An 800-nucleotide genomic window follows, 5' to 3' on the forward strand; every position below is an offset into this window, starting at 1 on the left:
GCGACGACATAGCCGACAGAGACTCCAAGAAGTATAGGGATTAAGCGAATAATGCCGCTGCCTAGAAGAGATGCAATGGCGGTAACAAGCAATGCGCTCATTGAGATAAGAATGGCAGTGTTCTGGTTGACTAGCTCTGCTGAACCGTCACCCGTTTTACCGAGTGCCATATTCACAGCGACTGGTGCAAGGCTTAAACCAATTACAACGATAACCGGGCCGACAACAATCGGCGGCAAGACGCGTTCGATGATCTCGGTTCCGCGCCACGCAACAATGCCCGAGAGCAAAATATATACGCAACCTGCGGCCATTAGTCCGCCCATCGTTGAGGCTATGCCCCATGTCTGGATGCCATAAATAATAGGGCCGATAAAGGCAAAGCTGGAAGCGAGAAAAATCGGAATGCTGCGCTTAGTTATAAGTTGAAAGATGAGCGTGCCAACACCCGCAGTAAATAGAGCAACGTTACTATCTAACCCTGTAAGTAAGGGGACAAGAACGAGGGCGCCGAAGGCAACGAACAGCATTTGTGCGCCAATTAGCGCAGTCTTTGGGCTGAATGCATTTTCATCTGACATCGTGAATCTTCCTTTTCGCTATGTTTAGGGTGAGTTGTTGCTACTGGGTCCCGAAGATCTTGTCTCCTGCATCGCCAAGCCCGGGTAATATATATCCTTTGTCGTTTAGCTTTTCGTCGACAGCGGCGGTATAAATTTCCATGTCAGGGTGTGCAGCTAGAACTTTTTCAATGCCCTCGGGCGCTGCAACTAAAAACAAACCAATGATTTTTTTACAGC

At 48.6% G+C, this 800-nt stretch carries 2 protein-coding genes; both read right to left on the reverse strand.

The window, feature by feature from the left end; translation table 11 throughout:
• The coding region (locus A3738_RS27345; protein ID WP_304440137.1) for a solute carrier family 23 protein at positions 1-581 on the reverse strand (581 nt) is incomplete at its 3' end.
• Positions 582-621: 40 nt separating this feature from the next.
• Positions 622-800: uracil phosphoribosyltransferase (locus A3738_RS27350; RefSeq protein WP_304440138.1), on the reverse strand; the 179-nt coding region annotated here is incomplete at its 5' end.

The sequence above is a fragment of the Oleiphilus sp. HI0066 genome, assembly GCF_001635725.1.